Source organism: Tenacibaculum sp. Cn5-46 (assembly GCF_022347705.1).
In the GTDB taxonomy this organism is placed as follows: Bacteria; Bacteroidota; Bacteroidia; order Flavobacteriales; family Flavobacteriaceae; genus Polaribacter; species Polaribacter aiptasiae.
In genome coordinates, this window is sequence record NZ_JAKRGD010000009.1 from 1 (window position 1) to 26,205 (window position 26,205).

At 31.7% G+C, this 26,205-nt stretch carries 16 protein-coding genes and 1 pseudogene; 9 read left to right on the forward strand and 8 right to left on the reverse strand.

Annotated features, from left to right (window positions below):
• From MHN29_RS16875 to MHN29_RS16885, 3 genes and pseudogenes are all read right to left on the reverse strand, one after another.
• Positions 1-5,332, reverse strand: a pseudogene (locus MHN29_RS16875) (hypothetical protein); the annotation flags it as partial.
• 50 nt (positions 5,333-5,382) lie between these two features.
• A complete protein-coding gene (locus MHN29_RS16880; RefSeq protein ID WP_235275855.1) occupies positions 5,383-7,212 on the reverse strand; it encodes a PorP/SprF family type IX secretion system membrane protein in 1,830 nt (609 codons plus the stop codon).
• Positions 7,213-7,223: 11 nt separating this feature from the next.
• The gene (locus tag MHN29_RS16885) at positions 7,224-9,491 is read right to left on the reverse strand and encodes a gliding motility-associated C-terminal domain-containing protein (RefSeq protein ID WP_235275856.1); all 2,268 of its coding nucleotides are present in this window, start codon (positions 9,489-9,491) and stop codon (positions 7,224-7,226) included.
• A gap of 236 nt (positions 9,492-9,727) precedes the next feature.
• Between MHN29_RS16885 and cmk the strand changes: the two genes are divergently transcribed.
• The gene (gene cmk, locus MHN29_RS16890) at positions 9,728-10,417 is read left to right on the forward strand and encodes a (d)CMP kinase (RefSeq protein ID WP_235275857.1); all 690 of its coding nucleotides are present in this window, start codon (positions 9,728-9,730) and stop codon (positions 10,415-10,417) included.
• Between the two features lie 64 nt (positions 10,418-10,481).
• Here the strand turns inward: cmk and MHN29_RS16895 are convergent, their stop codons facing one another.
• Entirely contained in the window at positions 10,482-11,519 is a 1,038-nt protein-coding gene (locus tag MHN29_RS16895) for an RluA family pseudouridine synthase (RefSeq protein ID WP_150901399.1), read from the reverse strand.
• 16 nt (positions 11,520-11,535) lie between these two features.
• On the reverse strand, positions 11,536-12,117 hold the full coding sequence (locus MHN29_RS16900; protein ID WP_235275858.1) for a PASTA domain-containing protein: 582 nt from the start codon (positions 12,115-12,117) through the stop codon (positions 11,536-11,538).
• A 153-nt stretch (positions 12,118-12,270) separates the two neighbouring features.
• On the opposite strand from MHN29_RS16900, the gene MHN29_RS16905 reads away from it, so the two are divergent.
• From MHN29_RS16905 to MHN29_RS16930, 6 genes are all read left to right on the forward strand, one after another.
• Complete coding sequence (locus MHN29_RS16905) at positions 12,271-13,248, forward strand: D-alanine--D-alanine ligase (RefSeq protein WP_235275859.1); 978 nt, start codon at positions 12,271-12,273, stop codon at positions 13,246-13,248.
• Positions 13,249-13,252: 4 nt separating this feature from the next.
• Entirely contained in the window at positions 13,253-13,705 is a 453-nt protein-coding gene (gene coaD, locus MHN29_RS16910; protein WP_150901402.1) for a pantetheine-phosphate adenylyltransferase, read from the forward strand.
• Between the two features lie 4 nt (positions 13,706-13,709).
• Positions 13,710-15,455 (forward strand): M14 family metallopeptidase, encoded by a 1,746-nt coding sequence (locus MHN29_RS16915; RefSeq protein ID WP_235275860.1) that lies wholly within the window; start codon positions 13,710-13,712, stop codon positions 15,453-15,455.
• Between the two features lie 68 nt (positions 15,456-15,523).
• A complete protein-coding gene (locus MHN29_RS16920) occupies positions 15,524-16,042 on the forward strand; it encodes an RNA polymerase sigma factor (RefSeq protein WP_235275861.1) in 519 nt (172 codons plus the stop codon).
• Positions 16,043-16,112: 70 nt separating this feature from the next.
• Positions 16,113-17,033, forward strand: a complete 921-nt coding sequence (locus MHN29_RS16925) for a FecR family protein (RefSeq protein ID WP_235275862.1) — start codon at positions 16,113-16,115, stop codon at positions 17,031-17,033.
• A gap of 38 nt (positions 17,034-17,071) precedes the next feature.
• A complete protein-coding gene (locus MHN29_RS16930) occupies positions 17,072-19,411 on the forward strand; it encodes a TonB-dependent siderophore receptor (RefSeq protein ID WP_235275863.1) in 2,340 nt (779 codons plus the stop codon).
• A gap of 36 nt (positions 19,412-19,447) precedes the next feature.
• On the opposite strand, the gene MHN29_RS16935 is transcribed toward MHN29_RS16930, so the two are convergent.
• A complete protein-coding gene (locus MHN29_RS16935) occupies positions 19,448-20,623 on the reverse strand; it encodes a GlmU family protein (protein WP_235275864.1) in 1,176 nt (391 codons plus the stop codon).
• A 115-nt stretch (positions 20,624-20,738) separates the two neighbouring features.
• Between MHN29_RS16935 and MHN29_RS16940 the strand changes: the two genes are divergently transcribed.
• Together MHN29_RS16940 and MHN29_RS16945 are read left to right on the forward strand one after the other, a co-directional pair.
• Entirely contained in the window at positions 20,739-21,125 is a 387-nt protein-coding gene (locus MHN29_RS16940; protein ID WP_235275865.1) for a 6-phosphogluconate dehydrogenase, read from the forward strand.
• Positions 21,115-21,660 carry an acyl-CoA thioesterase gene (locus MHN29_RS16945; RefSeq protein WP_235275866.1) on the forward strand — a complete coding sequence of 182 codons (546 nt, stop codon included), beginning with the start codon at positions 21,115-21,117 and terminating at the stop codon, positions 21,658-21,660. Before MHN29_RS16940 ends, MHN29_RS16945 begins: the two co-directional genes overlap by 11 nt.
• Before the next feature lie 48 nt (positions 21,661-21,708).
• Here MHN29_RS16945 and MHN29_RS16950 read toward each other — a convergent pair whose 3' ends face one another.
• Complete coding sequence (locus tag MHN29_RS16950; protein WP_235275867.1) at positions 21,709-23,031, reverse strand: TolC family protein; 1,323 nt, start codon at positions 23,029-23,031, stop codon at positions 21,709-21,711.
• 12 nt (positions 23,032-23,043) lie between these two features.
• Positions 23,044-26,205, reverse strand: a complete 3,162-nt coding sequence (locus tag MHN29_RS16955; protein WP_235275868.1) for an efflux RND transporter permease subunit — start codon at positions 26,203-26,205, stop codon at positions 23,044-23,046.

Genomic DNA, 26,205 nt, shown 5'->3' on the forward strand with positions numbered 1-26,205 from the left:
CAGAAGTAGTAATGGTTGGATCTGTAATTCTCTGGATTGTTACAGTTTCCATTACTTGACAGAAATTTGCACCTCCATTTTTATCTCGTACGTAAACATCCCAAGTTCCTGCAGCTACATTTACTGGATTCGTTGTATTGAAATCTCCTGCTGTTACTGCTGTTCCACTAGTAATCACTGCAAATTGATAGTTACTATCTCCTCCTGTTGGATTAATTGTTATCGTTCCTGTGTTACAAGTCTCATCTACTAACGTTGTTGTTAATCCTAATTGTGGATTTAATACGTGAGTTGTTTGAGTTGATAAACATCCTGATCCATCTCGTACATCTACTGTATATGTATTTGGTGTTAATCCTGAGAATGTATAAGTTGTTGCTGTTGATGGAGTTGGTGTTTGCCATGGTCCTCCATCTAAACTAAATTGGTAATCCCCGTTTCCTTGTGTAACATTTACTACAATTTCTCCATTGCTTCCATCATAACATTGTGTTACAGTACCTGTATGTGTTACTGTTTGTGGTGGATCTACTGTTACACTTACTGGTATACAACTGTTTCTTGCTATTGTTATTTGTACATTGTCAATTAAGTTACCTACACTTAAACTTCCTGTTGCTGTAGATACTGCATCAAAGGCAATAACTGTTGTAGACTGTCCTACTGGTACAGTATAAGTTCCAGAATATACTCCCCAAGCAGAAGTACCATCTGTCATTGTTTCAACAACTGGTGCTGTAGCTAAGTCTCCTCCAATTCTAACAGAAGCTACATCTACTCCACTTCTACCTCTGTGTGCTACTGACCAATTAATTACATCTCCTGGCTCTGTACAATATTCTTGATATAATGATCCAGGGTTTCTAGCATTTAACTCAGCTAATGCAACTCCATCATGTGGTGTTACTCCTAAGAAATTATTATACCAAATTTCAATTCTATTTGAAGGATCTGTTGTATCCCATCCCGGTACATCATCTTCATTTCTCTGACGGAAACCTGTAGAACCTAATGCTGGCGATTCAAAACTACCATTTTCAAATAAGTTTGCTGTACAACCACACTCATTACAACTTCTACTATCACGTACCATTACAATGTAATCTGTTGCACTTGGTGCTACATTTGTAAATACTGGCGACGTTTGCCAAGTTGCACCTCCATCTATACTAAATGTATATGGTGGTGTACCTCCTCCATTTGTTACAGCCGTAATTGTTGCTCCGGTACTTGCTCCGGTACAAACTGCTGCTTGCGTTACTGAGGCAGATAATGTTAATTCTGGCGGTTCAGAAATTGTAACTGTACCTAAATCAACATCACAATTTAGTGCACCAGATGTTTCTCTTACAAATACATGATAAGTTCCAGCTGCTAATCCAACAACTCTATATGGGTTATCTGCAGTAGATGACCACGTTGTTCCTCCGTCAGTAGAATATTCATAACTACCTCCTGTAAAATTATTTGCTGAAATTGTTATTGTTCCATTATCAGAACCATTACATTCACTATCAGTACTACCTACCACACTTCCAGTAAATGCCTGACCTGAAGCAACATTCACTACGATATCTTCTGTACAAGCACTTCCATAAGTTACAGTAAATGTATGTGCTCCTACAGCTACATTGTTAAATACATTACTTGATTGAGCTGCACCTCCGTCTAAACTATATGTATAAGTTCCAACATTAGGTGTAATTGTTACATTAGCTGTTCCATCACAATTATAAACAATAGAACTAGCTAAAGTAGGTGCTGCTGGCAATGGAGCAATGACTACATCATTTAAATCTCTCGAACAACCATTAGCATCTTCTACTCTTGTATTATATGTTCCTGCTGGTAAATTTGAAACTGTAGTTCCTGCTGCTGCACTAAAAGTAGCTGCTCCAGCTAATCTATAATAATATGTATAAGCTCCTGTACCTCCTGTTGGTGCTGTAAATGTTAACGTTCCTAATATTGTAGCTCCGGCTGCATTACATGAAAGATCAGTTCCTACAACACTACCACCTGCTAAAGCCGTTGGTTCATTGATAGCAATATTTGTAATTTCATAATTACACTGATAACCTGTTTTTGAAGCTCTTATAGTTACCGTATAATTCGGATTTGCTGCCAAGTTATTGAAAACACCTGTAGTATTCCAATTAGTACCTCCGTCTAAACTATATTCAATAGGAGCAAAACCTAAGTCACTTCCTACAACATTTACCTCTATTCTACCATCTGTTAAACCATTACATGAAATGTCTGTTGCAGTATGTGTAAATTGTAACGGTGGTTCTACATTTATTGTTACTGGACCTGATATTGTAGAACAGTTATTACTATCTACTACAAGAAAAGTATAGGTTCCCTCCTGTCCGTTTACAACATTATAAGTAGTACTTGTAAAATAGTCTGTAGAAGGAATAGCCGCAATACTTGCATGTAAGTTTACTCCATCTTTAGACCATACCGCAAAAGAATAACTATCACCTGTATTTAAAGTTCCTCCTGTAGCATTTAACGTTATGATTCCATCAGAATCTCCATTTAGACATGAAATATCTTTAGTAGCAACTGCATTTAAATTAAGTTCTGCTGGCTCTACAATAGTTACCATTTCTGTAGCAGTACAATCAGCTGTTGAAACAGTAACAGTATAAGTTCCTCCATCAGTTACATTAAAAGTATGATCATTGGTAGCTACTGGTCCAAAAGTAGCCACTGGTGCTCCACCTTGTGTTAAGGTATAGGTATAATCTCCAGGTACATTATTGGCTTGAATTCTTATTTGTGCCTGTTCATTAGCACACTGCATGTTTGTTGTAATTACATCTAAATCTATAGTTTCCTCTTGAATATTTATTGAAGGGAAAGTATAGGTACATGCCGCAGCAGAAGAACCTGCTAAACGAATTGATAAATCATAATCACCTGGTTGTGTTACTGTAAACGTATTACCAGCTTGAAAAGGAGCATTGAATCCTCCTGGGCCTGTTAAGCTATATTCATAACCTACAGGAATATTATTAATAGTAATATCTGCTGAAGCACCACATAGAATATCTTCTTTAACAATATTAGGGTTTAAGGTTGCTTTATATACATTAAAATAATACGATTCTCGACACTGTCCATCATAGAGTACATCTAATCTATACTCCCCTGCATCACCAAACGTTCTTGAAAATTCAGTTCCTATGCTATTCCATGTACAAGCTGTATTTATGTTGGCACAACCTGCTACAGTTTGATCTGGACAAGAAGCTTCATCTAATTGAAACCATTCTACTGTAGTTGCAGAACCTACTGCAAAAGGTAAGTTAATTTGTCTTGTACTTCCATCTCCACATAAATATATTTCTGCTAAAGGTTCTCCATTACTAGGGCATGAAGTTAAAATTTGATCTGCTGAAGCTGCTAATGGGTTAGGTTGTGTATTAAAGGCAATTACATTTATTGTTTCTGTACTATCAATACAACCCACTGGGGCAGTTTTTGTAACAATATAAGTCCCCGCTTGAGTAACTGTTAACGTTTGATTAGTCCCTATAACTACTCCTGGGTTATTAGCATTTACCCAAGAATAATTTATAAAACCATTACCTGCAACTAAATCTGTATCTGACCCACATAATATTTGGTCCCTTTCAAATGTACAACCAGAAGTATCTACTAAGAAATTTGAAGTTCCTACAATACCAAAATTACAGGCATCAATTCCTGCAAAACTTGGTTCATTTATAACCCTTGGTGTTCCTCCTTCATCACTATCATAATTAGCGAAAGCCTGATTCTCAATTCTATTAGAACAAACGTCTCTTAAATCGTTACAACTTGAAACTACTTGAACTTTAATCTTTATTTCATAGGCAGGATCACCTTCTTCAACCATACTATCAGGTATATTAAAACGTAATTCTCCTCTAAATCCGTTTCCTGCTGCTGGTGGTGTATATGTATAATTCGCTGCGGTTAGCCCTGCAGGTAAAATTAAATCTGATTCTAATAAATCAACATTTTTAGGTAATAAGTCAACAATTTCTGTATTTAATGCATTATCTGTACCTACATTTTGAAATCTTATTGTATAAAATAATTCATTACCTAAGCCTACTGGCGCACCTGAAATGTCATTTCCTGCTGCATCCTCAATAGTTTTAATCATTTGTATTTTAGGCTCAATAATTTCAACCGATAAAGCATTTAAAAAAGGCCAATATACATCTCCACTGGTAGTAAATCGTAAACTTGCACTGGTTTGATTATTTCCTATTAATACATTATTGTTATTCCTTACACTGTATAAATCAACATCAAAACCTAATGTATTTTCACTATCTGGTGTTCTATCTGTTAAAAAGGCATCAATCTCACTTATTGAACCATTGAAAAAATTATATCTCCAATTCCCTGGACTTCCAGTTCTTGGATTTATATTTGGTGTAAATTGATTAATATACCAACCATTCGTATTTTGAATTTGAAAACTATCACCTGAAATACTTCTATCACCTTCCAAAGCTCCTACTAAAACTTTTGCTCTTACTGGTCCTACAGGAATTGTTTTAAATCCAGAATATGAAATAGTTGCATTATTTGTTCCATCAATAGTAGAAAATCCATCAAAAATTGAAATATTTTTACTTGATACATTTTCATTTTCGTAAACAACTACTAAAGTCCAACCAGCAGCTCCTCCTAAACCAAATGGATCATCTCCTACTACTGCCTTTATATCTGCTGCATAATAATCTCCATTTGGATTTGTCCCTAAACCAGCAAGTAAACTTGTAACATCACTAACACAAACATATGGTCTTTGTGTTGTAGTTCCCTGATCATAAATTCTTTGTCCTGTAATATTTCTGTAATTTACATCCCCAGGTATTTTAAATTTAATTTGGTCAAAATCATCGTCTCTTGCTTCAAAACCAGACCATGTCTTATAAGGATACACTCCACCCCAGTATAAATATGCATGAACTACTTTAGAACAAGCTGGTAAATTTAACCCAGCTCTTGAAGAAGAAAAAGTAGAAGGATCACCATCAATATCAATATAATCCATAAATAAACTTCCGTTAGAAGAATATCCATCATAAGGTACGTTTGGTGTATTTGTTCCTGACGATCTACTCAATATATTATTAGCTATAAATGTTATATCTCCTCTCAAATTGACACCTCCTGTACCTAAACGATTTGTAAAGGTAACATCTGGTCTTGCATTAAACTCTGTTGAAGTTCTATCTTCTTGATAATTTACTTTTTCTTGTGAAAACAGTAAACCTGTTTGCCAAAAAAATATTATAATTAATAGTAATCTTTTCATCATAATTAGGGGGAATTTAATTATTGGGGATAATTAGTGTACCTAAACTTTTATTATTTTACGTTTATTATAGATTTTCTATCATAAAAAGCGCCATCTAAATTGCTCTCATACAATCGTATTGCTTCTTTTCGATCTTGGGTCTTCGCTATATATATATGCATATATCCTGTTGCCGGATTTATAAAATATCCTGCATCTATATTATCATTTCTTAATTCGTCTACGTTTCTATCTGCCAACGATTTTTTAGAATTTACGTACACAACAATGTAATAACCTGGCTCTACTCCTTGCATTTTTGCCATTGTACGTACTCTTGCTGGTGGTTGTTTTTTAGGTTCTTTATAACTATCTCCTTCTTTTCCAATAGTTAATTTCCTAATATACACACCGTCTTTACTATTCTTTTTTACTTTAATTGACGACTCGTCATTCTTATCATTATTTTTCTCAAAGAATCTTGTTCCTCCACCAAATTCTTTTTCTAATTTCTCTTCTGCATCTTCTTCTTTCACAAATCGATCTAAGTAGACCCAATATATTTTTGATTTTGGATCAAAAATAGATTTGGCTTCATATCCTAACCTAGCCCATTTATCTATTAATGGTTGTACTCTTTCTTCATTTTTATACCTATCTGCAATAATGTAGTACATCGTTCCACCTCCACCTACGTGGGTTATTGTGCTTTGCCTCCATGGTTTGTTAGATCTTCTTCTTAAAGAAGTATCCTTTTCATCTGTTTTATTAGCTTGAGTTGGTGTATTAACTTTCACAGGTTCAGGCTGATTCTTTAATAAACGTAAGATTTGATCTACTTTTTTATTTAAAATATCTATAGAATCTTGTGCTTTTTGAATTTCATCTGATAAATCGTTATGCTCTGGATTATCATACTCCTGTCTCTTAGGACCTCTTGTAGGTAAAGTAACTTTAACATTACCTCCTCTTCTTGTTGGACGATCTCTTCTAAAATATTTTTTACCGAAATTGTATATCAACCCAATTTCATTGGTTGCAGCAAAATCACTCTTCTCATAAGTAAATCCAATAGCTAAACTTTCTGAAATATTTACTCCAAGTCCTGCTGAGATACCATAAGTTTTATCGTAACCTGCTTTAATCCATCCTGCTTTTGGTAAATCTAAAATAGCATTACCTCCTGCACTAAATGTTCCTTCCCCTGGTTTTCTTGCAATTGCTAAAACTCTTAAATCAGCTCCTTCAAAAATCCCTGAAGCATAGGTAAATTCATGCGAATACATTGCATGAGCTGAGTATGTTTTTTCACCAAAAGAAGTAGCCATCTCGCTACTTTTCAAATTAAAATCCACTAAATTTTCAAAAAACACTCCTACGTCAAACTTGCCAAACGACAGAGTTACCGCGGGCTGAAAATTAATAATTGGAATATCTTGAAAATTTGCTACTTGTGGATCTGGTACTGTTGAATTTACTTTCAAAGCATCAGCACTTCTTCGGCTGTATAAAAAGTTAAATCCAAAAGTTAAATCCATATTATCGTTTAACTGTAAACGATGTGCATAATTTGCTAAAGCTCCAAAATCTTTAAAAACCCCTACTTCTTGCTGATAAATAGCTAATCCAGCTCCAACGTTCTCACGCATTTTACCAGAATAAGTTCCTAAATATAATCTTGGATTATCTTCAAAAGCTACATTACTATTTCGTACTATAGCTGTAATTGATGTTTTGTTTTCTCTTAAAGCTGAAAAAGTAGGAACTGTTAAAAAACGATTGAACTTCATAAAATTTCTTGAAGTAAAACTATTGTATTGTTGTGCACTATTAGATACCTGCGCTTCTAATGAAAACGTAGTTACTAATAATAACATGTATACTATATATTTTTTAATCATCCCCATATACTTTAATCTAATACCGATATTGTACCTGCTTTAATTAGAACATCATCTCTAATTATTTTGTAATAAAAAACGCGCTGATTCCCCAAACTTTCAGTCGGCCAATTATTTTGGTAATCGGTTGTATTTAAAATTTCTTTCCCGTTTGAATTATACAACTGTATTGTAACAGTTGGTTGAAATGCATATCTATTAGATATTTGCCAAGTATCATTAATTCCATCTTGATTCGGTGTTACAATATTTGGCACTATAATTTGATCGTCTTGCTCTACAACTTCTATTGTTTTAACAACTCTACAACTTCCTACACTTACTACTACAGTGTAAAACCCTAAGGCATTTACATCTAATGTTTCGTTTGTTGACAATACAGTTCCTGTATCATCTTGCCCTTCATGCCACACATAACTTTCACCTCCAGATGCTGTTACTGTTACTGTTTGTCCTTGATTTAATACTACTTTTACAGAAGGTGTAACTTCTACCACCGACTCATCAAACAACACTACATTGATAGGATCTATGGACCTTTCACATCCAAATCCAGTCATTTTTAACACATATTCTCCTATAGAATCTACATCAAAATCTACTACATTGGTAGCTACAGCCGTTGTACCTCCATCTTTAAACCACTCATAGGTAAATCCAGGCAATAACCCCCCACCTAAACTATAAGTTATTGTAGCTCCAGGACATAATGAATTAGAATTAGGCACCGAAGTTATAGTTGGTAATGGCGCAGCCAACTTCACACTCGTTTTTGCTGACATACCATTTTGAGTTCCTAATACACATGACTTTACCTCTAATTCATATTCTCCATTATCTAAATATGAATTAATATCAAGTTCTTTTCCTGTACCTCCAGTCGTTATAGGGGTCCCATCTTTATGCCATTGATATTGTATTAACACAGGAGATGTCTCATTAAGCTGATCATCTGTTAAGTCATATTCATTTGCATTTTCATTTACTAACGCCTTAACACCTACAATAACTAACTTAGCAGATGTTGATTCACATTCGGTATAATTCGTATCCTGAATTCTGATATCAACTTTAAATTCTTTTAAAGTAAAAACAGAATAAGTTTCTGATTTAACTGTTGCTGGACATGAAGAAGATGAAGATGGATCTGTTACAATAGCATAATACTCTCCTGGCGAAGTGATATTAAACTCAAACAGCGTTTGTCCTGTAAGTGCAACATCATTTCTATACCATTGAATTGTTGCTCCAGACGGTGCACCAGTAACTTCTGCTTTCTTAGTTTCACAAGGCAACATTACACTTTCTCCAGCATTTACTGTAGTTACAGAAAAACTTGGAGTAGTTTTCTGTTTTAGTTCTATCTCATTCGAAGTTGTTGTACAATCTCCAGTATCTATATCTAACCTATATTTACCAAACTGACCTTCTGTTGGGATTGTATAAGTATTGGAATTTGAAGATTGTTTTTCTACTCCATTATAATACCATTTATATGTATAAGAAGAATTATTTATTGAGGCTTTAAGCTCATAATCTTTAGTGCTGCATATTTCTTCAACTGCACTCACATTAGCAATTTGTGCATCTGCAGTACTTATTCCTGAAACTATAGCATGAATAGACTCAACATTACCACATGCACCATAATCAATTCTCACAAAATAGTTACCTGGTTCAGAAATTGTAAACTTAGGATCATTAGTTGTGGCTAATAATGTCTCTACTCCACCAACTAACCTATACCATGAATAAACACCTGTTGTAGTAACATTCAACATTAACTCTGTACTCCCTCCCGAACACAACGTAAAATCATCTTTGCCATCAGCATTTGTAACAGTTAAGCTACCGGTTGTTTGCTGATTATAATATGCTTCAAAAGAAGTAGCTGAAACAGCAGTCATTACTGGCGAAGTTGTACGCACACGTATTCTATAATTTTTACCAAAAGTACCTGCAGGTAATTGAAAAGATACATTAGGAATATTAAACGCGGTATTTAATGTTGGATCATTTAATGTTCTTAATGTAATTGGCGAACCAAAATTACCATCTGCATCAGATAATTCTATAATAAATTGATTATCGTTATTAAAAGCTGTTGTTGTAAAACTTAAGTCTATCAAAAAGTCTTTAGGACCAGCTGGATTATCATCACAAGCACTTGCTCCAAACTGTAAGACAGGTGGATTCAGGGTTTGTGCAACCGTAGTGTAGTGAATACAAAAGAGAAATACACCTAAAAGTATTTGTATGCTTCTAGTTATTTTGTTCATTTAAAGGGATCCTAAGGGACGATAAAAATACACTTTTTTTTATATAAAGGTATTAACACGCTATAATATTATTAGGAAATATATAAAAAGTAAGTCACTTTAACAATTTATAAAACAAAAATCGCACTATAACCCACTAAAAAACAAGGTATTTCCCCTTTATTATTTTTAATAAAATTAACATTAAAAAAACAACAAAATTCTGCCGTATATTTGTGATCCATTTTTAAGTATTCATGACACAAAAAATCACCATTGCCATAGACGGTTTTTCATCAACCGGAAAAAGTACCATTGCCAAGCAATTAGCTAAAGAATTAGGATATATATATGTAGATACAGGCGCTATGTACAGAGCTGTTACATTATATGCTATGCAACAAAATTATATCTCTGATGCACATTTTAACCCAGAAGATTTAATTGCTAACCTAGACAAAGTTTCACTTTCTTTTTCTTTTAATAAAGATTTAGGTTTTGCTGAAATGATATTAAACAACACCAACGTCGAAAAAGACATTAGAACTATTGAAGTTTCTAGATTAGTAAGTAAAATTGCTACAATTTCTGAGGTTCGTAAAAAATTAGTGAGTGAGCAACAAGAAATGGGTAAAAACAAAGGTATTGTAATGGATGGTAGAGACATTGGTACTGTTGTTTTTCCTGACGCTGAATTAAAATTATTCATGACTGCTTCTGCCGACAAACGTGCAACGAGACGTTATAAAGAATTATTAGATCGTGGTGATGATGTAAATTATGAAGAAATTTTACACAATGTTCAAGAACGTGATCGAATTGATTCAACACGAGAAGACTCTCCTTTAGTAATGGCAGATGACGCTGTAGAATTTGACAATTCTGACATGGGACTTGAAGAACAATTTGAACGTATTATGAGTTTAGTAAATAGAAACTTACAATAACTCATCACTATATAAATTAAAAAACCAGCTCTTTGAGCTGGTTTTTAGTATTTCAAAAATATTTTTAATTTTCTTCAAATTTTGAATTCTCAGAGTAGGTACGCCATTTTGCTAAACATGCTTCAATATCTGCTGGAACTTCAGAATCAAACTGCATAAACTCTCCAGTTTTAGGATGCGTAAATCCTAATGTCTTAGCATGTAATGCTTGTCTTGGCAAAACTTTAAAACAATTATCTACAAACTGTTTGTATTTTGTAAACGTTGTTCCTTTTAATATTGCATCACCTCCATAACGCTCATCATTAAAAAGTGTATGCCCAATATGTTTAAAGTGCGCTCTAATTTGATGCGTTCTACCTGTTTCTAATTTACATTGTACTAATGTTACATAGGTTAAACGTTCTAAAACTTTAAAATGTGTTACTGCATGCTTTCCGTGTTCTCCATCAGGAAAAACATCCATTTGTAAACGATTTTTAAAACTACGTCCAATATTTCCTTCTATAGTACCTTCATCTTCTTCAATATGCCCCCAAACCAATGCATAATATAAACGTTCTGTAGTTCTATCAAAAAATTGTTTTGATAAATGCGCCATAGCAAACTCAGTTTTCGCAACTACTAATAATCCACTCGTATCTTTATCAATACGATGTACTAAACCAGGACGCTCATTAGAATTTGTTGGTAAATTTTCTACATGATGTATTAATCCATTTACTAAAGTTCCTGAATAATTCCCATGACCTGGATGCACCACCATTCCCGCTGGCTTGTTTACAACAATAACTTCATCATCTTCATAAACAATATCAATAGGAATATCTTCAGCTACTAGTAAATTTTCTGCTGGCGGGTATGACAAAACGATACGAACTACATCTTTAGGCTTAACCTTATAATTTGGTTTTACCACTACATCGTTCACCAAAACATTTCCTGCTTTAGCTGCTTGTTGAATTTTATTTCGAGTAGCATTTTCAATAAAATTCATTAAAAATTTATCTACTCTTAAAGGCTCCTGCCCGTCTGTTGCTACAAATCTATGGTGTTCGTATAAATCGTCACTTTCCATTCCTGGAGTTGTATCTTCCTGCATAAATCAATAATAAAAATTAGTTACCGTTACCGTCTCCTAAAATAAGATCGATAGTAGATTTCTTTGGTAATTTTGTTCCTGGTTCAATTTTATTTCCTTTATATATCAAACCTCTTACTACATTCTTTCCTATGTCTCTTACCCAAGTAATATCTTTCCCTACATTAAATCCTATAGAACGTAAATGTGTTGATGCTTGTCTTTGAGTTCTTCCGTTTAAATCTGGAATTTCAACATCTCTATATTTTGATGGATTTAACGTCAAATAAATTTTACGCTTTTCTTTTACAAAATCGCCAGTTTCAGGATTTTGCTCTATAACCGATTTTTTTGGATACTCTGGATTGTAACTAGCACTGTCTATTACTATAAACTCTAAATTAAGTTCATCTAATTTTTTCTCAACAGCATCCAAAGACATTTTATGCAAGTTTGGTACTTGTATTTTCTGATTATGATTTGTTGTTACTCCCAACCACCATTGTAACACAAAAACAAATACTAAAATAGAAACCACAGCTATTCCTATTTGTATAAAGAAACTTTTGCTCTTTATAAACTGAAACAAATTTTTAAAATTTTCTGAAAATTTACTCATATCGATTTTTTGTAAAGTGGCACAAATTTACAGTAAAAATATTACTATTTTTAATTCATTAACTCTTAAACGAGTTTTTTTGGTAAGTTTGTATAATTATGCTGTAATCTATTTTACAAATAAGCAATCAAAAAATAATTCAAATACAAAAAAGTGAAAAAAAATATAGCTGTAATTATGGGAGGTTATTCCTCTGAAGTAGAAATTTCTATAAAAAGTGGAAACGTAGTTTACAAGCATCTTAACAAGGAAAAATACAATCCTTATAAAGTTCATATTTTAAAAGACAAATGGGTTTTAGTTGATGATAACGATATTGAATACCCTATTAATAAACATGATTTTTCAGCTGTAATAAACAATGAAAAAATTTCATTCGATTGTGTTTTCAATGCTATTCATGGAACTCCAGGCGAAAACGGAATTATTTTGGCTTATTTTGATTTAATTGGATTAAAGCACACCTCTGCTCCTTTTTATCAAATGGCTTTAACTTTTAACAAAAGAGACACTTTAAGTGTTGTTAAAGAATATGGAATCCCAACAGCTACATCTGTATATTTGAATCAAGGAGATGAAATAAGCACAACTCAAATTATTGAAAAAGTAGGCTTACCTTGTTTTGTAAAACCAAACAATGCTGGTTCTAGTTTTGGTATTTCTAAAGTACATACTGAAGAAGAATTAATTCCTGCTTTAGATAAGGCATATAAAGAAGATTCAGAAATATTAATAGAAAGTTTTCTTGACGGAACTGAGGTTTCTGTTGGTGTTATTGAATATAAAGGAGAAGTTACAGTATTACCTATTACTGAAATAGTTTCTGAAAATGACTTTTTTGATTACGAAGCTAAATACGAAGGGAAATCGCAAGAAATTACACCTGCCCGTTTAACTAAAGAACAAGAAAAAAGGGTTTCAGAAGTTGCCAAACGTGTATACCAAATTTTAAATATGAGCGGTTTTTCTCGTTCTGAATATATATTTGTGGATAACGAACCTCATTTCTTAGAAATGAATACTGTACCTGGTATTACTGAGGCAAGTATTTTACCACAGCAAGCAAATTGTGCGGGTATTTCGTTAACTGAATTATGTGGAAACGCTATTGAAATGGCACTTAATAATTAATACAATGAAAAAAGCAATATTTCCAGGATCTTTCGATCCTATTACCCTAGGCCATTTAGATATTATTGAACGTGGTGTTACTTTATTTGACGAATTAGTAATTGCTATTGGTATTAATTCCGATAAAAAATATATGTTTTCTTTAGAAGAACGTAAACGTTTTATTGAAGAAACTTTTAAGCACGAACCTAAAATAAAAGTAGTTACTTACAGTGGTTTAACTGTAAATTTTTGTAAAGAACAAAACGCTCAATTTATTCTTAGAGGTTTGAGAAATCCTGCCGATTTTGAATTTGAAAAAGCAATTGCACATACTAACCGAAAACTTTCAGAAATTGAAACTGTATTCTTATTAACATCTTCTGGAAAAAGTTATATCTCATCTTCAATAGTTCGTGATGTAATTAGAAATAATGGAGATTATACTGGTTTAGTTCCAGATGCTGTAAGAATTTAATAAAATGAAAAAATTATACTTTATATTCCTGCTTAGCTTTCTAGCTTGCAAACAAAATTCTACAAAAGCAGCAAAAGATTTCACAACACTTTTCGAAAAATCAAACGGAACAGAAACTCCTGAATATAAAGAGGTAATTTCTTTTTACGAAGATTTAGCTAATACATATAATGAAATATCACTATTTGAAATTGGTAAAACTGATTCTGGCAACCCTTTACATTTGGCTGTTTTTAATGCTAATGGAAAAACTGATTTAACTAAAATTAAAGATTCTTCAAAAAATAGAATTTTAATCAATAATGGAATTCATCCAGGAGAATCTGATGGTATCGATGCTTCCATGCTACTTTTACGTGATATTATTCAAAACGATTCATTAAAAAAAGCTTATGCAAACTCTTTAATATGCGTTATTCCTGTTTATAATATTGGAGGCGCTTTAAATAGAAATTCTCACACAAGAGCAAATCAAAACGGTCCTAAAGAATACGGTTTTAGAGGTAATGCTCGTAATTATGACTTAAATCGTGATTTTATAAAACAGGATACCAAAAATGCTGCTGCTTTTGCTGAAATTTTTCATATCGTTAGCCCTGACATTTTTATTGACAATCATGTAAGTAACGGAGCTGACTATCAATATGCTATCACACACTTATTCACACAACATAACAAGTTAGGTGGTAAATTAGGGCACTTTTTAGAAAATGAAATGCGTCCATATATAGAAAAGTCTTTAGCTCAAAAAGAAGTTTCTATTACACCTTATGTAAATGTTTGGGGAAGTACTCCAGATAAAGGATGGTCACAGTTTTTTGATTCTCCAAGATATTCTACAGGTTACACTACCCTATTCAACACACTTGGGTTAATGGTAGAAACTCATATGCTTAAGCCATATAAAATTAGAGTAAATCAAACTTATGACTTGTTATTTTCTAGTCTAGATTTTTCAGAAAAATATTCTTCAGAAATTAAAGATTTACGAAATAAAGCTTTTGAAGAAGTAATGTCCCAAAAAACATATCCAATTTCATTTAAGGTTGACAAAACAAACCCAAGTGAATTTAAATTTATGGGATACGAAGGAACTTATATTGATAGTGAAGTTACCAATGGTAAACGTTTATTTTACGACAGAACTAAACCTTACACTAAAAACATTCCTTATTACAATAATTTCCTTGCTACTAAAGAAGTTAAAATACCTGAAGCCTATATTCTACAACAAGGATGGCATAAAATAATAGATAGACTAACAATTAATAAAATTGAGTTTACTCGTTTTAAGAACGATACAACTTTAATCGCAGAAATACAGCATATAACTGATTTCGAATCTAGAAAACAACCATACGAAGGACATTACTTACATTACAACACGCAAACCAGAAAGACTTTAAAGCCAGTAATGTTTAAAAAAGGTGATTTATATATCCCTACAAAGCAAAAAGGTATTCGTTATTTAATTGAAACTTTAGAAGCCGAAGCGACGGACTCTTTCTTCAATTGGAATTTTTTCGATACTATTTTACAACAAAAAGAAGGGTTTTCTGCCTATGTTTTTGAAGATATTGCTGCTGAATATTTGAAAAACAACCCTGAATTTAAACAGAAATTTGAAGAAAAATTGAGTACAGATAAAGAGTTTTCTAAAAGCGCATATGCCCAGCTATTATATATATACAAGGCAACTCCTCATTATGAAAAATCACACATGATGCTTCCTATTTTCAAAAAATATTAAACTAATGTTAAAATTTTTATAGAATTCTTAATTTCATTTTCATATTTTTGGAAAATTAGAATAAACTAATGAATAACGTACCCTTAAAATCAGTTTGCGAGCAGAAAAATTTTGAAAAAATTTTCAATCAGCACTCACAATCTTTACGAAACTACATTTATTACAAATGTGGAGACACTCAGCAAGCAGAAGACATCGTTCAAGAGGCCTATATAAAACTCTGGGATAATTGCGCTAAAGTTGTATTTGAAAAGGCTAAATCTTTTTTATACACTGTTGCCAATAATAAATTTTTAAATGAAGTTGCTCATAAAAAGGTAGTACTTGAGCACCAAAAGAAAAATATAGCTCCAGATAGAACCAATGAGACCCCTGAATTTCTTATAGAGGAAGAAGAATTTTATATAAAACTAAAAAGAGTAATTGCTAACTTACCAGAAAAACAGCGGGAAGTTTTTTTACTAAGTAGAATTGATAAAAAAAAGTACACTGAAATAGCGGAAATAGTAGGGATTTCTGTAAAAGCAGTGGAAAAAAGGATGAGCAAAGCTTTACTAACATTAAAAGAACAAATTGGTAAAGTTTAAAAAACTATATTTATAGTAGGGTAAATAATATTTTAAATGTTCTAATACAAATAGCAAGAATATACAGGAAATGGAACAAGGATATAAAGATGAAACTTTTTTAGCTCGTTGGATAGCCAATGAACTGACTCCAGAAGAGCTAAAACAATTTCAAAGTTCTGAAGATTATCATCATTTTAAAGCTATAAATGATGCTTCACAACAGTTAAAAGTGCCTCCTTATAATAAAACGGCAGCTTTTAACACTCTAAAGGGGGAAACGTTAGAGAAAAAAAATACTAACAAAGTTAGAAAGTTAACGCCAGCTTGGTTGTACGGAGCTGTAGCTTCTATAGCTTTGATTATAAGCTTTTTTTACTTCAACGCCAACAACACTACAAGCATAACTACTAATTATGGAGAGCAAATCACTATTTCTCTACCTGATAACTCTAAAGTTCACCTTTCTCCAAATTCTAAATTAGAATATGTAGAGAAAGATTGGAATACGAATAGAAATTTATCTTTAGCAGGTGAGGCTTATTTTGAAGTTGAAAAAGGTGAAACGTTTACTGTAAATACAACTGAAGGTAGTGTTACTGTTTTAGGTACTAAATTTACAGTTAATTCTTCCAAAAACTTTTTTGAAACTCAGTGTTTTGAAGGAAAAGTTAAAGTTACTTCAAAGAATAATAATGAGGTTATTTTAACAAGAGGAAAAGCTCATAGAATATATAATGAGCATACTGAAAGCTGGGATTTTGATCAAGATTCTCCTTCTTGGATACATGGAGAAAGTAGTTTTACAAACACACCTATAAGTCAAGTTATTAAAGCATTAGAAAAGCAATATAAAATTAAGTTTGATACGACTAATATTGACGTAAACAAGCGATTTACAGGTACATTTACTCACAAGAATATGAATGTTGCTTTAAAAACAGTTTTTGCTCCAATGAAAATTTCTTTTACATTAGCAAAAAATAGTCCGATTGTATTGAGATATAATTAATGAAGCAAAAAATAAGTATACTTTTGATGTGCTTGACAATGTCTATTTTTTCTCAAGAAAAGGTAGACATTGCTTTTTTAAACACGCCTATATTAGATGTTATAAAACAAGTAGAATCTAATTTTAAGGTGAAGTTTTCTTTTGACTCCAATATCATACAAGAGAAAGTTTATTTTACTTTCAACAAAAAAAGCTGTCAACTAGAAGAGTTACTTACAGAAATTGAGACTCAAGTATCTTTACAATTTAACAAAGTTGATGCTCGATACTATTACATATCAGTTTTTAAGGAATCTACATTTAATAATTATAATTTATTAAAAGAGGTACAAATAAGTAATTATGTAACTCTAGGTATTAATAAAAATAAAAATGGTTCTATTTCTGTTTTACCACAACAACTAGGAGTATTACCAGGTTTAACAGAACCAGATGTTTTAGAAAGTTTAAAAATTATACCTGGTGTTCAAAGCCCTAATGAAACTGCATCTGGTATTTATATTAGAGGTGGAACTCCTGATCAAAATTTAATTTTTTGGGACGGTATAAAAATGTATTATTCAGGACATTTCTTTGGTACACTTTCTGCTTTTAACCCATATACAACTAAAAAAATAACTCTTTCAAAAAGTGGAACGCAAGCCCGTTATGGAAATAGAATTTCTGGTGTTATTGATATTAAAACTCAAGAAAACATACCATCAAAAGTTTCTGGAGGTTTTGGATTTAACATGACTCACTTTGATGCCTTTTTAAAAATTCCATTATCAAAAAAGATGGCTTTTACAACGTCTTTCAGACGTTCTTTTACCGATTTAATTAACACTTTTACTTTTGATAAGTTATCTGAACGTGTATTTCAAACATTTGACGCTAATCATGAGAGAAGAATAATTAATAAAAGTGTACCTTTTGAAAGAGATAATCGTTTCTATTTTGCCGATTATACAGCTAAACTAGCTATTAAACCTTCGGAAAATGAAGCTTTATCTTTTAACTTTTTGTACACCAAAAACAAATTAGTTAATAATTTTAAAATCCCTATTTATCAAGACAATTACTTAGATGATTTAAACATAACAAACAAAGGGTTAAGTTTTCTTTGGAAGAAAAAATTATCTTCTACACTAACTCAGGATTTTAAAGCTTTCTATTCGAATTTTAATTTAAACTATAGCGGAAAGTATAATTACATTAAAAACTATTTAATTCGCCATTCAATAAAAACTAATTCGGTAAGAGACCTTGGTTTTTCCTATAACTTAAATTATAAAGTAAATACTAAAACAGATTTGCTTTTTGGTTACGATTTTTTATCTAACGAAACCTCTTACAAATTAAACTACAGAGCTGATATTAATTCTGACAACATTACTAATACCCTACAAGAAGATTCGGGAACAAATAATACGCATTCTTTTTTTACTGAGTTCTTGTACGATAATGACAACTGGAGAATTAATTCTGGACTTAGATTAAATCATTTTGATAAAATTAATAAAACAGTTATTGAACCTAGATTATATATAGAAAAAAGGATTAATGATGGGCTAAGTTTTAAAACTTCTTTAGAACAAAAACATCAACCTTTAAGTCAAATTATTGAATTTCAAACATCCAGTTTAGGTTTTGATTTAGAGAATCAGGTTTGGGCTCAAGTTAACAACAGTAATATACCTCTTCAAAAAAGTTTTCAATTCTCACTAGGTACAGTATATAATAAAAATGGTTGGAAAATTGATGTTGAGCCATACTTAAAATATATTAGCGGTATGACTTCTCAAACTAGAGGTTATAATGATCAAACTACTGATTTTTCTAAAGGGAAAGGTGAAATTTTTGGGATTGATTTCCTAATTAATAAAAAAATTGGAAATTATAGAACATGGATTAATTATTCTTACACGAAAAATAAGTTTAAGTTTATTGATCTTGAAAATAAATTTTTTCCTGCAAACCATGACATTACTAATTATTTTTCTTGGTCTCATGCCTTTAAGTTTAATAATTATGAATTTTCTTTTGGTTGGAAACATAGAACAGGAAATCCTTTTACAGATGTACGTGAATTTAGAATTGACCCAAACAGTGGGTCTCCAAGTATTATTCTTGACACAGATAATATAAATGCTAAACGTTTACCTAAGTATCATAGATTAGATGCCTCTGTTACTTATTCGTTTAGGTTCCCTAATAAATGGAAAGGTAAATTAGGTTTTTCAATTTTGAACATCTACAATCAAAAAAATATTTTAAGAAGAACTTTTACTGCTGTACCTGTAGTTAACAGCAATAATCAAGTTGTTTATCAATTAGGGAAAATTGACAAGCTTTCTCTAGGAATTACCCCTAATTTAGTATTCAGAGTAAACTTCTAAAAAAAACCTCACTAAATAAATAGCGAGGTTTATGTTTTAATAATTTCTATACTTTTTAGTTTCTTCAAAAACATGTTCTAGAATTTTTTTCTCTTTATCATCAAATTCTATATTACGTCTTTTCATTACCACATCTGCAACTTCGAAAACTTTATTTGTTTTATACTCTGTAAATCTAGAAGCTCCTCCCCAGCTAAATGATGGCACAAAATTTCTTGGAAACCCACTTCCAAAAATGTTTGCTGAAACTCCTATAACAGTTCCCGTATTAAACATTGTATTTATTCCACATTTAGAGTGATCTCCCATCATCAAACCACAAAATTGCAATCCTGTTTTTGCAAATCTACCAGTTTCATAGTTCCATAATTTTACCTCAGCATAATTATTTTTAAGGTTTGAATTATTAGTATCTGCTCCTAAATTACACCATTCTCCTAATACTGAATTCCCTAAAAACCCATCATGTCCTTTATTCGAATATCCCATTAAAACTGAGTTATTCACCTCTCCTCCAACTTTACAATAAGGTCCTAATGTAGTAGCTCCATAAATCTTTGCACCTAATTTTAAAACTGATTTTTCACACATAGCCAAAGCTCCTCTTACCACAACTCCTTCCATTATTTCTGCATCTTTTCCAATATAAATTGGCCCTGTAGAAGCGTTTAAAACTGCATAAGTCAACTTAGCCCCTTTCTCAACAAAAATATCAGCTCTATTGATACAATTAACCATTTCTGGGATTGGTTCTGATTGTCTTCCTTCTGTAATTAAATCGAAATCGGCACGAATTGCTGCATCATTCAAAGAAAAAATATCCCACGTGTTTTTGATTTGTATAATATCATCTTCAAACTCTATTTGCTCATACTTAGAAAAGTCTACTTCTTCTTGGGTATCTACTGTATAAAAAGCAATAACATCATCTCCTCTAAAAACCGCTTGATTCTCTTTTAACCCTTTTACAACCTCAACCAATGATTTGTTTGGTAAAAAAGAAGCATTTAACAATACATTCTCTTCCATCTCTACCATTGGATATTTTTCTTCTAAATATTCTTCAGTAATTGTAGTAGTTGTTAAACCAAGGAACTTCTCCCACTTTTCTCTAATTGTTAAAATACCTACTCTTAAATCGGCTACTGGTTTTGTATATGTAAATGGTAATAATGCTGTACGCACATCTCCATCAAATAAAATATAATTCATTTCTGTTTCTTTTTGTAGATACACAAACTTACTACTTTCCTTTGATTTTTTAAGTCTAAATTTTTAATATTACTTTTGTTCTAACAAAACCTAATTGGTTTTTAATTTTTAAAGAATGAAAAAGATTTTAGCCCTTATTATTGGTGTTATTTTATTAATTGCAGGTATTTACTACGCATTTATCTACTACGTTCCTTATAGTGAAGGGGTTCGATCTGGAGAACTAATTAAAATTAGTCACAAAGGTGTATTTGTTAAAACTTGGGAAGGAGAAATTAGTCAAGGAATTTCTGGTGCTCAAATATTCTCTTTTTCAGTAGAAGATAAAGAAACTACTGTTATTGATAATTTAAAAAAATACCAAGGTAGATATGTAAAAGTTACTTACAAAGAACGTTTTGGAACTTTCTTTTGGTTAGGAGACACTAAATATTTTATTACTAAAGTGGAAGAAGAAGCTTCTCCACATTTTAGAGGAGTTACTAAAGAAAATGAACAATAATTATAAAAAAATAGAAGACACTTGCATTACAATTTCTGAGCTAATGCTTCCTTCACATGCAAATTTTAGTGGTAAAATTCATGGTGGTTACATCTTGAATCTAATGGATCAGATTGCCTTTGCTTGTGCTTCAAAACATTCTGGAACTTATTGTGTGACTGCCTCTGTAGATACAGTTAATTTTATTAATCCTATTGAAGTTGGTGAATTAGTTACCATGAGAGCTTCTATTAATTATGTTGGAAACACCTCTATGGTAGTTGGAATTCGCGTAGAATCTCAAAACATCCAAACAGGTAATATAAAACACTGTAACTCTTCTTACTTTACTATGGTAGCTAAAAATGAGCAAGGAAACAACTCTAAAGTACCTGGCATTGTAATTAGTAACGATAATGAAATGCGTAGATTTTTAGAAGCCATTCATAGAAATGAAACTAGAAAAAATAGACTCGAAGAATTTGATAGTGAAAATTTTTCTATACATAAACATTCAAAAGATTTAGAGAAATACAATATCAAAATAGAATTATAAAAAAAACCGAAGCTTAAAGCTTCGGTTTTTTTTATCTGTAGATAAAATTTAAAAATTCTTGTTATCTAATAACATTCCTGCTAACTGCAATAACTGTAGTTCTGCATTTTTAGCAGTATATTTTGCCCTACTTACACTTAACTCTGCGTTAATTAAATTAATCTGAGCTTGGCGGAAATCTATTGAAGTAATTTGTCCTAATTTATATCGTTCATTAGTTCGTTCAAAATTATGTTTATTCGTTGTTACATTTTTTTCTTGGGCTTGTAACGAAAACAATGCGTTTTGATAAGTTTCCCAAGCATTATTTACATCTCTCTCTAATTGTTCCTCTTGCTGTTGCTTTTGAATTTCTTGGGTTTCTAAAGCTATTTTTGCATTCGCTACATTAGTTTTAGTTCTTCCTCCATCAAAAATATTCCAAGACAAGCTTAAACCTGCATTTACACCTGTTTGCGTATTTGATATTGGACTAAACGCATTGGTAGCATCGTTATTACTTTTATTCCAAGCATACGAACTAGTTAAACTTACGTTTGGCATCCACCCTGCTCTATTAATTTTTACATCTAATTGTCTTAACTCAATGTTCTTTTTTGCCTGTAAAATAGTTGCATTGTTTGTTTTAGCTTTTTGTAAGATATCTATCAAGTTTAAATCAATTGCATAAGTTACATCAGTATCTACTTTTACTGGCGTATTTACACTTCTTCCCAATACCACGTTTAGATCTCTTTTTGCGTTCGATAATTGACGTTTTAAATCTATATATGTAATACTATCATTATTTACATCAACCTCTGCGTTTAGTACTTCTAATTTGGTATTCTGACCATAATCAAAATTATACTTAGCTCTTTCTAATCTCTTTTTAGAAATTTCTAATGTTTCTTTTTGAGTCTTTTCATTTTCTGTCAACCTTCCTACTTCATAATACGCTAAAAACAATGTGGTTAACGTATTTTCCATTACTTGTCGTGCTTGTAACTCTGTTAAATTATAATTTTCTTTCAATCGTTTAAAGGTATTTTGCCTATTAAATCCATTGAAAATAGTATAATTCAATCCTACTGATGCATTATAAGATTTTGATTCAGCTCCTGTGACTGAATTCGTAGTTCCGTTTTGAAACTCAAGGTCTGTATCATTTTTACTATAATTTGCCCCAGCATTTCCTGTAACCGTTGGTAAATATCCACTGTTATAAATACTTTTATTGTTTTTAGCGGTTTCTACATTATTCTTTGTTACTTTAATATCGTAATTATTCGCTAGTGTTATTTCTACTGCTTTCTCTTTACTTAACACTTCTTGTCCGTAAAAAGAAATACTAGTGAATAAACATCCTATGATTAAATGTATTTTTTTCATTTTTGTTTTCTTTTACTCTTCTAATTCTTCGTTTTCTGCTTCTAATTCTTTAATAGCCCTTTCTACTTCTTCTCTATTTGGCCTTTTTCCTGTCCATAACCACTTTGTATATACTTTTGAATAATTAGATATAGACAATAATATTGGAAGCGTTAAAAGTGTTAAAAATGTCGCTATCATAATTCCATAAGCTATAGATATTGCCATTGGAATTAGGAACTGAGCTTGCCTACTTGTTTCAAAAATTAAAGGTGCTAATCCAGCTACTGTAGTTATTGTTGTTAAAAATATTGCTCTAAATCTCGATTTACCTGCTGCAAATAAAGCTTCTTCATATTCCATTCCTTCTTTTAAATAACTATTAAACTTGCTAATAAGCACTAACCCATCATTAACCATAATTCCTATTAAAGCAATAATTCCTAAAAGTGATAAAATATTTACAGCAAACCCATGAATCCAATGCCCCCAAGCAACTCCTATTAAACTGAATGGTACCATGATTAATAACATAAATGGTTGCCCATATGATCTAAACGTAAAGACAATAACAATATAGATTAACAATAAAATTACTGGACCTACTATTGCTGCTGAACTAGATACTTTTGAAGCTTCTCTATTTTGTCCTTCATATAAAGCTGTTACTGATGGATACTTTGCCGAAATCTCTGGCATTATTCTCTCTTGGATATCTGTAAGGATATCAGTTGCACTTCCTTGAGCATTTTTTAAATCTGCCTCTACCTTTATTTCTCTTTGTCCATCTAAGTGACTAATTGATATTTCACCTCTTTCAATTTGATAACTTGCTATTTCTGAAAGTGGAATTCTACTTCCTGTAGGAGTTACGATTCGCATGTCATCTAAATTTTTAATTGATGATCGCTCTTCTTTATTATATCTAACCCACACTTTTATTTCGTCTTGTCCTCTCTGAAAACGCTGGGCTTGCCTACCAAAAAAACCACTTCTTATTTGCGACATTACCTCGTTCAAATTCAATCCTAATAAATAGGCATTCTCTTTTAATTGAATTTTTATTTCTTTAATCCCTTGCGGATCATTATCGGTAACATCTTTTAAATCTTGGTTCTTTTTTAACTCTTCTTTTAACTCTGTCTTAGCAGCTTTTAGCTCAGCTATATTATTACTTAATAAAGAAACTGACACTGGACTTCCTCCAAAATTACCTCCTGAACCAAAGGTTAGCGTTTCTACTCCATAAACTTCTCCTACCTTTTCTCTAATTGCATTGGTAATTTCTCTTGAACTAAAAGAACGCGTTTCTCCAGGCAATAAATTAATTCGTAAAGATGCTTTAGCTGTACCTGGTCCTATTTGTTTTAAAATATTTTCTACTACTGGTTCACCTTCTACTCCGTACTTTTTAGTAAACTCTTTTTCTACCTCCCAAGTTTTTGCTTCTATTACCGATATGATACTATCTGTAATTTTCTCATTGGTTCCTTGTGGCATTGTTAAGTTTACTGAAACTCTATCACTTGCTATAGATGGGAAAAAAGTTCCTTTAATAATTCCTCCTTCAAAAGCTCCCATAGTTAACATTAATAAAGCAACTGGAATTGTTAAGCCAAAAAACTTATTTTCTAATACAAATTTTAATGCAGGAGCATATAATTTATCACGCATAAAATCCATTAAATCTTCTGCGTATTTATTAAACTTGTATAACTTTTGATTTCTATCTAGTGCCTTTGAATGCGCTACGTGAGCTGGTAAAATAATTAACGCTTCTACTAATGAAAGAATTAATGTTAATGCTACTACAGTTGCTACTTCTCCAAAGAACTCCCCTATATTCCCATCTAAAAAGAAAAATAATGAGAATGCTAAAACGGTAGTACTTATGGCTGATATAATTGGTGGCACTACTTCCATTGTACCATCTATTGCTGCTCTAATTGGATTTTTCCCTTTCTCATAATGATGGTAAATATTTTCTGATATTACAATTCCATCATCTACCAGAATACCAATTACGATGATCATTCCAAATAGTGATAATACATTTATTGTAATATTAAAATATCCAGCCAACATAAACATTCCGAAAAATGCTACTGGTAATCCAGCTGCTACCCAAAAAGCTAATCGTGGACGTAGAAATAATGATAAAAATAGCATTACTAATAACATTCCTTGCCATGCATTTTTAAATAACAATTCTGTACGCTGGTTTAATGTTATTGAAGAGTCTCTCGTTACTTCTATTTTTACATTATCGTGTTCTGCATTAAACTTTTCAATGTATTCGTTTATTTTTTCTGCTGATGTAAGTAAATCTTCACTATTTGTATTACTCACCTGCATTCTTACAGCTAAATTTCCATTGTAAAAATTTCTATTAGGTGTTTCATTCCAAATATCTCTTACTGTTGCAACATCTTTTAATCTAATTATTCTTCCTGAAGCATCTGCTTTTACTACTAAATTATCTAATTCATCTCCATAATACGACCTGTTATTAGCACGTATTAAATACTCTTCTGCATCTGTTTTAACAGACCCTCCTGTTGTTAAAATATTTGCTGTAGAAACTGCATTAGCTACTTGATTAAATGTTAATTCATATGCTAATAAATCATTTTCTCTTACGGCTATTTCTATTTCTTCTTCTGGATATCCTGAAATTGAAATTTGTGAAATTCCATCTATTCTTCTGATGTCGTTTTCTATTTCTCTCGCTATATTTTTTAATGATTTTAGCGAAATATCATCTCCTGTAACTACAAAACTTATGGTTTCTGCTATGTTCTCTATTTTAGCAACCACTGCTGGCTCCATTCCTGTTGGAAAGTTTGGAACTTTATCTACTGCATTTTTAACATCTGCTAAAACAACATTTATATCATAACCTTTTAAAGTTTCTACTGAAATAGTTGCTGCATTTTCTGAGGATGTCGATGTTACCCTATCTACCCCTACTAATCCTTTTAAGTTGTCTTCTATTTTTAAAACAACTCCTTCTTCAATTTCTTGAGGTGATGCCCCTGGATATGCGACATTAATATTAATAAATTTTGCATTTGTTAATGGAAAGAAGGATGATTTTAGTGTTGAATACCCAAAAAATCCTAATATCACAAAAGCTATAATAATAATGTTTACTGCTACGGGATACTTTATAAAATATGCTATTACTTTTTTCAT

Bases quoted from the DNA above. Each gene is read 5' to 3' on its own strand.
- MHN29_RS16880 (WP_235275855.1), bottom strand. From the start codon at position 7,212: ATGATTAAAAAATATATAGTATACATGTTATTATTAGTAACTACGTTT.
- MHN29_RS16885 (WP_235275856.1), bottom strand. From the start codon at position 9,491: ATGAACAAAATAACTAGAAGCATACAAATACTTTTAGGTGTATTTCTC.
- cmk (WP_235275857.1), top strand. From the start codon at position 9,728: ATGACACAAAAAATCACCATTGCCATAGACGGTTTTTCATCAACCGGA.
- MHN29_RS16895 (WP_150901399.1), bottom strand. From the start codon at position 11,519: ATGCAGGAAGATACAACTCCAGGAATGGAAAGTGACGATTTATACGAA.
- MHN29_RS16900 (WP_235275858.1), bottom strand. From the start codon at position 12,117: ATGAGTAAATTTTCAGAAAATTTTAAAAATTTGTTTCAGTTTATAAAG.
- coaD (WP_150901402.1), top strand. From the start codon at position 13,253: ATGAAAAAAGCAATATTTCCAGGATCTTTCGATCCTATTACCCTAGGC.
- MHN29_RS16915 (WP_235275860.1), top strand. From the start codon at position 13,710: ATGAAAAAATTATACTTTATATTCCTGCTTAGCTTTCTAGCTTGCAAA.
- MHN29_RS16920 (WP_235275861.1), top strand. From the start codon at position 15,524: ATGAATAACGTACCCTTAAAATCAGTTTGCGAGCAGAAAAATTTTGAA.
- MHN29_RS16925 (WP_235275862.1), top strand. From the start codon at position 16,113: ATGGAACAAGGATATAAAGATGAAACTTTTTTAGCTCGTTGGATAGCC.
- MHN29_RS16930 (WP_235275863.1), top strand. From the start codon at position 17,072: ATGTCTATTTTTTCTCAAGAAAAGGTAGACATTGCTTTTTTAAACACG.
- MHN29_RS16935 (WP_235275864.1), bottom strand. From the start codon at position 20,623: ATGAATTATATTTTATTTGATGGAGATGTGCGTACAGCATTATTACCA.
- MHN29_RS16940 (WP_235275865.1), top strand. From the start codon at position 20,739: ATGAAAAAGATTTTAGCCCTTATTATTGGTGTTATTTTATTAATTGCA.
- MHN29_RS16945 (WP_235275866.1), top strand. From the start codon at position 21,115: ATGAACAATAATTATAAAAAAATAGAAGACACTTGCATTACAATTTCT.
- MHN29_RS16950 (WP_235275867.1), bottom strand. From the start codon at position 23,031: ATGAAAAAAATACATTTAATCATAGGATGTTTATTCACTAGTATTTCT.
- MHN29_RS16955 (WP_235275868.1), bottom strand. From the start codon at position 26,205: ATGAAAAAAGTAATAGCATATTTTATAAAGTATCCCGTAGCAGTAAAC.